The 542-nt window shown below is 65.5% G+C and carries 1 protein-coding gene; it reads right to left on the reverse strand.

The window, feature by feature from the left end:
- The coding region (locus tag NKH91_RS32290; protein WP_352549862.1) for a transposase at positions 1-519 on the reverse strand (519 nt) is incomplete at its 3' end.
- Positions 520-542: the final 23 nt, after the last annotated feature.

The following is a 542-nucleotide window of genomic DNA, read 5'->3' on the forward strand; positions in this document are numbered from 1 at the left end:
GCCCCAGCGCGCATCCTTGTCCGCCGATGGCTTGACCGGGCCCTGGTGGCCCTTCTTGGGCTGTTTCGGCGGGCGGCCGCGAGCTTGCAGGAACGAGGCATCGACCAGCGTGCCGCGCTTGACGATCAGGCCCTTGTCCTCAAGCTGGCGGTTGATCTCCTCGAACACCTTGTCGATCAGCCGCTCGCGCGTCAGCTCCTCGCGGAAGCGCCACAGCGTCGAATGGTCGGGCGTGCGGTCCGAAAGGCTGAAGCCGGCAAAGCGGCGGAACGACAGCCGGTCGCGGATCTGTGCCTCAAGCGCTGGATCGCTCAGCCCATGCCATGCGCCCAACAAAAGGCAGCGCATCAGCACTGGCGCCGGATAGCTGGCCGTGCCCGGCCCGGCTCCGCTGCGTGCGCCCAAAAGCCCGTCGATCGGACCCCAGTCGATCTCCTTCGCAACAAGATCGAAGATCGTCTCATCCGACACCGCAAGGCCGTCCGCCAAGCTCAATTGACCAAGCACACGATCAACCATCCGCGAATCTCCCGTAGCGACCA

This window comes from Mesorhizobium sp. M0894 (assembly GCF_040319725.1).
GTDB lineage: Bacteria > Pseudomonadota > Alphaproteobacteria > Rhizobiales > Rhizobiaceae > Mesorhizobium.